6 protein-coding genes are annotated in these 6970 nt (G+C 44.0%); 2 read left to right on the top strand and 4 right to left on the bottom strand.

Going from position 1 to position 6970, the window contains the following annotated elements; all coding sequences use genetic code 11:
* Positions 1 to 134: 134 nt before the first annotated feature.
* Both F6K20_RS18095 and F6K20_RS18100 read right to left on the bottom strand, forming a co-directional pair.
* Positions 135 to 1640 (bottom strand): autotransporter outer membrane beta-barrel domain-containing protein, encoded by a 1506-nt coding sequence (locus F6K20_RS18095; protein ID WP_287295561.1) that lies wholly within the window; start codon positions 1638 to 1640, stop codon positions 135 to 137.
* A gap of 584 nt (positions 1641 to 2224) precedes the next feature.
* On the bottom strand, positions 2225 to 3817 hold the full coding sequence (locus tag F6K20_RS18100) for a Na+/H+ antiporter (protein ID WP_008191700.1): 1593 nt from the start codon (positions 3815 to 3817) through the stop codon (positions 2225 to 2227).
* A gap of 97 nt (positions 3818 to 3914) precedes the next feature.
* Between F6K20_RS18100 and F6K20_RS18105 the strand changes: the two genes are divergently transcribed.
* Together F6K20_RS18105 and F6K20_RS18110 are read left to right on the top strand one after the other, a co-directional pair.
* Positions 3915 to 5609, top strand: a complete 1695-nt coding sequence (locus tag F6K20_RS18105) for a SpoIIE family protein phosphatase (protein WP_044495852.1) — start codon at positions 3915 to 3917, stop codon at positions 5607 to 5609.
* Between the two features lie 3 nt (positions 5610 to 5612).
* Positions 5613 to 6029 carry an ATP-binding protein gene (locus F6K20_RS18110; protein WP_008191695.1) on the top strand — a complete coding sequence of 139 codons (417 nt, stop codon included), beginning with the start codon at positions 5613 to 5615 and terminating at the stop codon, positions 6027 to 6029.
* A 55-nt stretch (positions 6030 to 6084) separates the two neighbouring features.
* Here the strand turns inward: F6K20_RS18110 and F6K20_RS18115 are convergent, their stop codons facing one another.
* Both F6K20_RS18115 and F6K20_RS18120 read right to left on the bottom strand, forming a co-directional pair.
* The gene (locus F6K20_RS18115) at positions 6085 to 6336 is read right to left on the bottom strand and encodes a hypothetical protein (RefSeq protein ID WP_008191693.1); all 252 of its coding nucleotides are present in this window, start codon (positions 6334 to 6336) and stop codon (positions 6085 to 6087) included.
* Between the two features lie 450 nt (positions 6337 to 6786).
* A partial coding sequence (locus F6K20_RS18120; protein WP_287295562.1) for a hypothetical protein occupies positions 6787 to 6970 on the bottom strand: 184 nt, incomplete at its 5' end.

A 6970-nucleotide genomic window follows, 5' to 3' on the forward strand; every position in this document is an offset into this window, starting at 1 on the left:
TTATTTTTAAGGCTTTTTGAAGTATTGTTTTTTGCTCTTGTGTCAGATAATTTTTTGCTGGCATATTTCCTATTATTGGGTTATTTATTAATTTTTATTATACCAATTTAAATGCCGAACAGCTTAGCTATAATCTACAACAATTTAAGATATAATGGTAGATAAGTGGATATTTTAGTTAGCTGTTGCAAGCCCCCGTTCAGCTGGAATTTTTTGGTATCAATCACGAGGTTGCCCCCATTTCCCTTACCCCGGACAATGCTTGAGATTAAGCTTGATCCATTCACTTCCAGCAATGAGCCGACATTGAAGGTAATATTGCCACCAGCACCAGCATCAAAGGTATCGGTGGAGATTCTACCACCATTGTTCAGTATCAATTTGTCAGTATTAATCGTTAAGCTGCCACCATCCCCTGTGCCGATCGATTCTGAAAATAAGCCGCTCCTGGCTTCCACATTAGGATTAAAGTTAGCTGGATTGAAACGGTCTTCCGGTAACGAGACTCCCTCTGTGCCAAGGTTTTCTAGAGACACTTGCAGGGTGTAAGTGTCCCCCACTTCTGGTGTTGCGCCCTCGATCAATTCATTATTACTAACATCAGAGGGGAAGGCACCGACTCCGATTAAGTAAACCCCTGGCTCAGTAATAGTGGTATCAATTAAGGAGTCTGTGGTGAAACTGCCAAAGACTTGTAAACTTCCACCGGCACCATCAGCGGTCAAAGAATCCTCATTGACCTCTAATAATTCTCCTGTGCCTTGATTAAACAGGAAAATCTTGGTATCTACGTTGCCGTCTCCCCCTGTAAAGCCATTGTCGATGTCGAAAATAGCTCGACTGTGAAGAGTGGTGATGCTGAAGGAGAAGTAATCGATTTGATTTTCTGCTGCACCCAATACGGTGGTGCCATTAATAATCTGTTCTGGAGTCCGTTCAATGGAAACATAGGGAATTCCTCCAGGTCCAGATTCCGCCACGTTGGGATTGGGTTCAGTAATAAACTCCAGAGCATTTAGGTCAAAGGTTTCTAATTCCAACAAAGGATTAGGGAGAAAATCCCGACTTTCCCCAGAGATAGTGACACTTTCGCTAGCCTTAATCGTGATATCCCCAGCATTACCTAGGTTGGTGGTAGCGGTGATAATCTGTCCACCAGTGTCAAGGACTAAGTTATTGAGATGGAGTGCGATCGCACCGCCATTACTACTACTATTGGTAACTGTACCGATAAATCCCCGATTCGCTAGATTCAGTGACCCTTGGGAATTATTAATGGTAATGTTGCCTCCCGGGCCACTAGTGTCAACAGCGGAACGAGTTAGAATCCCGCTAAATAAACCATCTTCAGTAAAACCGGAGATCTCAATGGCACCATTGGCATTAATCTCAATATCTCCTGATGCCCCATTGCTATTGGTAATGGTTTGAATTCTTGAGCCACCAGTGATGGTAAGGGCGCTAGTGGTTAGCTCTATGAAACCGCCATTGCCAATCGCTCCAGTTTCTACATCATTAGCAATCAAACTCCTGTCACTGAGATTGGTATTGCCTTTGGCGTTAATAGTTATATTGCCAGCTACTGCATCTGGTATCGATTCTCCTGAGGTCAATCCAGCTTGTAACTCACTGGCTGACATGTCGAAGTTAGCACCATTGATGGCAATATTTCCGCCATTGACATTAGTTACCGAAAATTTTGGGTTTAAAGCCCCGTCCTTCGTTCGACGGCTTTCAATGAAAGTTTGTAAGAGATGTGCTATAATGAAAGCATAAACAATAAACTTTAAAAGTAGAGAGATACTATCTAATCATAAGTAGGCAAAGTAAAAAATATGTAGAGCGTACATATTGCTCCATTGGGTCTAACGACTTGAACGTCTAGGAAAAAATTAGATCAAAAAAAGTATCTATCTATATAAAAAAAAGGTACGGTGGGGTTAGAAGTTACCGTATTCAGAGGGTCGCCTTTATGGTTAGTCGGCTATGCATAAAAGAGGTGCGACCCGTGGCGAATTTAATTCGCCGACGGAAAGCGCACCTTTGGTTAAAACTTTATGATTAAGGCTCCACTCTTCTAAGGTTTCGTCTCCGGCACACCGAAACCTAGGTCAAAGACCAACTACGCTTGGGGAGAGGAGACCTCTATTTTTCCTGGCTCCGGCAAGGGATAACAAGTCACCTCGTTGAAACAAGAATCCCCGTCCTTCCAGGGCGGGGAGTGTCAAGTAACACTCTCAATATCAATAGTTTTCTGATCTGCATCAATAAGTACCTGCTGCATAATCGGCGAAAGGTTTTCATTGAGCCGTCCAGAACGAATAAATTCGGCGTAGGTATCAGCTTCAATATCTAACATTGTTTCTTGAAGTTGCTCAAGGTCAAGGGTTTGGAGTTCAGGGTGCTTACTCCGTAACTCCTCAATTTCATCGTTAATCGTTGTCAGTTGGGAATCGATAAGTTTGGTTTGATAGCGCCACAGGTCGGAATCGATTTCTGTGGTGTTTAAGCCCTCTTCAAGATAATTTCTGACCCGATTCAGGGCGATGCGACGGGCAAGAACTTCAGAATATTGCTGACGTAGGGGTTGGTCACCAATTAAATTTAACTTTTCGAGAAACCATCGAGTGGTTAACCCCTGGACTAGCAGGGTAAACAGTACCACGCCAAACACAGTTTCGATAATATCTTGTCGTCCTTCTAAGACAACTGGCACACTTAAGGCCAGAGCAATGGAAACGGAACCTCGCAAGCCACCCCACCATAGGACGGTTTGTTCCCGCCAACCAATTTGAGAGTTGGCCAAGATATTGCTGAATGCGCCCAAACCATAAATTGCGATCGCTCTGGTCAGTAGTACAGCCAAGATAGTAACCCCAATTAAGTGAATATTTTGCCCTAAACTAGCTATCTTTATTTGGTCACCAATCAGTAGAAAGACAATCGAGTTCACAAAAAAGGCTAAGAAGTCCCAAAACTCAGAGACAATCAACCGGGTACGGGGGTTCATACCAATGCGGGAGCCAAAATTGCCCAAGATCACCCCAACGGTCACTACCCCAATCACCCCGGATCCCCCTAGTTCCTCCACAATTAAATAAGTGCCATAAGCAGAAACCAAGGTCAGGGATTGCTCCACCAGGGGTAAATCAAAGCGTTGGGTGGCGTAGGAAATGCCAAAACCAATGATGCAACCGATGCCAATCCCAATCCCCACAAACCCTAAGAAACGGGCAACACTAGTGGCAATGGAAAATTCTTCTAGTCCTAGGGGTAGTCCGACTAATAAACTAAAAGCAACCACTGCTACCCCATCATTAAATAGGCTTTCCCCCTCCATCAGGGTTTTGAGGCGTTTGTCCGCACCCAATTCCCGAAATAGGGCAATAACCGAAACTGGGTCAGTGGCAGAAAGACTGGCTCCAACCAATAAAGCAATGGTCAGGGGTAGTCCTGTCAGCTGATTGATGGCAAAGGCAATGCCAACTACGGAAATAATCACCCCAACGATCGCAAATAGACTCACGGGGACCAAATCCCGTCGTAAGTCGCGCCAGCGGATATTCCAAGCGGCTTCAAAGAGTAGGGGGGGTAGGAAAATTTCCAGAATCAGTTCTGGTGATAAGTTAACCAGTCGGACATCCACAAAGGCCAAGGCTAACCCGACAATTACCAGTAATAGGGTGTAAGGAATTTTACGGAACCAGGAAAAAATTCGAGATAGGGTTGCCACACTCAAAGACACCGACAGCACTAGGAGAAACTGTTCGAGGTTTTGCTTAATGGCGACTTCGCCAACAGTGGACTCTAGGGACATACAGAAACTCCAAGCTAAACTCAAAGGGGAAAGCCTCCTGCCCATGCCTAAAATCACAGGGGTTTTCGGTTTTCCCCTTACCAAACCACAATTACTGATGAGTCAGGGAAATCAAGGCAAACTGAAATTGATGGTAGTAGACGATGAGTCTGACAACTTAGATCTACTTTACAGAACCTTCCGCCGAAAATTTCAAGTATTCAGAGCTAATGATGCCATAACCGCCTTAGATATTTTGGACACCGAAGGAGAGATGGCGATTATTATCTCAGATCAGCGCCTAGGAGGGATGAATGGCACAGAATTCTTGAGCAGGACAGTAGAGCCTTTTCCAGATACGATTCGCATCCTGTTGACTGCCTACACAGATATAGAAGATTTGGTGGCAGCAATTAACTCAGGTCAGGTCTATAAGTACATCACAAAGCCTTGGCAGGGTGAGGAACTAAAAGCAGTGGTGCGACAAGCTGCGGAAACTTACCAAGTGCTAAAAAAAAGAACCAGGGAACTTTCTCGGGCCTTACGACGGGAAGAATTGTTCAATATGGTGACAACGGCAATTCGAGAATCCCTAGATTATAGTAATCTACTGCAAAAGGTAGTGACCACCATGGGTCAAGCCTTTGATGCTACGGCTTGTATCCTGCGACCGGTAGAGTTCAACCAACTCACACCAGAATGTTTCACCTACAAGGTTTCTGGGGATGGCAAGACACCTCATATCCCTGATACTGATTTGATGATACAACAGGTATTAGATAAACCCGAGACTAAGTCGTGGCAAGAAACAAGGGATGATCAGAATTCGGTGCAGTTGATCGTTCCCTTACCAGACCAACAACAGATCTTAGGGGTGTTGTGTCTCTACCAGCAAGGGAGTGAGGGGTCTTGGAATAAAGAAGATATCCAGCTGATAGAAGCCGTTGCTAAACAAGCAGCGTTAGCGATTTCTCAGGCAAAACTACTCCAACGCACCCAGTTACAGGCTCAGCAGATGCGGGATGAACTAGATGTAGCTCGCCAGATTCAGAATAATTTGCTGCGTCAGAGTTGGCCAGAGATGGAACAGGTGCGAGTGCAAGCTCACTGCACCCCAGCGCGACAGGTTGGTGGGGATTTTTTTGAAGTGTATGTTCATCCCCAAGGAGATATATGGCTAGCAGTTGGAGATGTGTCCGGTAAAGGGGTACCTGCTGCCTTATTTATGACCAGTGCCATGTCGATGTTACGACGGGAACTTGCTCAAGAAACATCCCCAGACCCAAAAACAGTGATCCAAAATCTTAACCACACCATGTCAGATGACCTCTATCATACCAACTGTTTTATTACCCTGGTCTTGGCTCGTTATACCCCTGACAAGCAACAGTTGGTTTATGCTAATGCTGGTCATAGCTATCCTATGGTTTGGTCTCATCACCAAGTAGTCCAACAACACTCAGAGTCAAAAACTCCAGAGCCGACTTACCTCCAGGTTCGGGGTATTCCCTTGGGCATTTTGCCAAATTGGCAGGCGGAGTCAGGACATTTAAGATTAAATTCAGGTACCATCCTGCTACTAACAAGTGATGGAATTACGGAAGCAACCCTGAATCCAGTGAATCCAGTGACAGGTTCTTCATCCCATGGGTCAACCAGCACCAGCTCTAGGCTTGAGTCATCGGGTCTTTGGCAGCTTCTGCTTCAGGAACCTGCTCCCTTTGACCTGAGTCATTTATTAGCTCGGATTCGAGAGCGTACCAACCCGATTCAGGAAGACGACCAAACCCTAGTATCTCTGGAGGTATTGTAGTGGATGAAAACAGAACTACAGATACCGAGTGACCTGAAGTTTTTGAGCATTGTCGAAAACTGGTTTCTAGGGATTTTGCAGGTTGAACTCGGAAATCGTGTTGATTGGCCTAGTCTATCCAATCGTTTGCGATTGGTGTTAGTGGAAGCTTACTCTAACGTAGTTCGTCATGCTCATCGCGATCAGCCGAATTTACCGGTCTTGATTTGCCTAGAACTCAAAGAACGGGATATTGCTCTGGAGATTTGGGACTATGGTCAAGGATTTGATCCATCCACTTATACAGAACCAAATCCAGATGATTTACAGGAAAATGGCTATGGCTGGCTAATTATCCATCGACTAATGGATCGGGTGGAGTATCGCTTACAGGTCAATGGTCGGAATTGCCTGGAGTTGCAAGTCAGGTTAGCCAAGTAGCCCAGTAGCGGAAAAGCTATTTGGGGCGTTGCTAAATTCAAAAGGCAATTGTTAATTAACCTAATAATAAATAGGATTTAATTAACCCCATTAGTTTGCGTTTTCGGCCATGAACAGTTATTAATTTAGTACGGTAATCTGACCATTCTTGTTCTCTCCCCGAGGCAAGATAAGCATCACGGGCTTTTTTCAGCCATTCTACTGCTTCATAATAGTATTTTGCTTTTCCTGCATCCATAATTGACTCGGCGCGACGACAAGCATTACGAATTACCCAATCCGGATTGATTTCTATGGCTGCATCCATAACCCTGTGAGTCAGTCCATCGGAATCATAATAACTATTATCTAGAGTAGCGATCGCTTTATCAACTAATCTTTCATAGAGGTATAGCAGAAGTCAGAAGTCAGAAGTCAGAAGTAAAACTATTGCTATACTTAGCTTTGAGACTTTTGTCATGTCCTAACTGCCCTGGCGACTGCTATAAATATCAACTTTAACTTTTTATTCACCCCAGCTCTCATAAGTTGCTAAAGCTTCTAGTAATTATTCCTTGATCGTTGACCAATTATCTCCTGCTAATTTTTATATTTTGCGATAATCTGAAAAATTTTGTTGTGCTTTAAACGCTGTTACTTTTGCTGGGATTGCTAAACAATCATCGCCTAATTTGAAGGCTATTTAACTTGTAAAATAACTTAACCTGTATTGACAATTTTCCGGCAATTTTAATCCAATATCAGCAATTTATAAAGCCTATATTTGAGCATTTTGTTCGTTAATTAAGGCAGTAGCAAGGGCTAAAGCTTGTTCCATTATGGTCATTTGTGACCGTGCAGCTTTCATGGCGAGGTCAACCCGTTCTAAGAGGATATCTGAAAAGTTTTTTGATACTGAATTTTGCCCCCCTAGCCCCCCAATTCTGGGGGGAACAAGAATA

It is taken from the genome of Moorena sp. SIO2C4 (assembly GCF_010672485.1).
In the GTDB taxonomy this organism is placed as follows: Bacteria; Cyanobacteriota; Cyanobacteriia; order Cyanobacteriales; family Coleofasciculaceae; genus Moorena; species Moorena producens.

Coding starts and splice junctions, on each gene's coding strand:
- F6K20_RS18095 (WP_287295561.1), bottom strand. CDS start 1,640: ATGTCAGCCAGTGAGTTACAAGCTGGATTGACCTCAGGAGAATCGATA.
- F6K20_RS18100 (WP_008191700.1), bottom strand. CDS start 3,817: ATGTCCCTAGAGTCCACTGTTGGCGAAGTCGCCATTAAGCAAAACCTC.
- F6K20_RS18105 (WP_044495852.1), top strand. CDS start 3,915: ATGAGTCAGGGAAATCAAGGCAAACTGAAATTGATGGTAGTAGACGAT.
- F6K20_RS18110 (WP_008191695.1), top strand. CDS start 5,613: ATGAAAACAGAACTACAGATACCGAGTGACCTGAAGTTTTTGAGCATT.
- F6K20_RS18115 (WP_008191693.1), bottom strand. CDS start 6,336: ATGGATGCAGCCATAGAAATCAATCCGGATTGGGTAATTCGTAATGCT.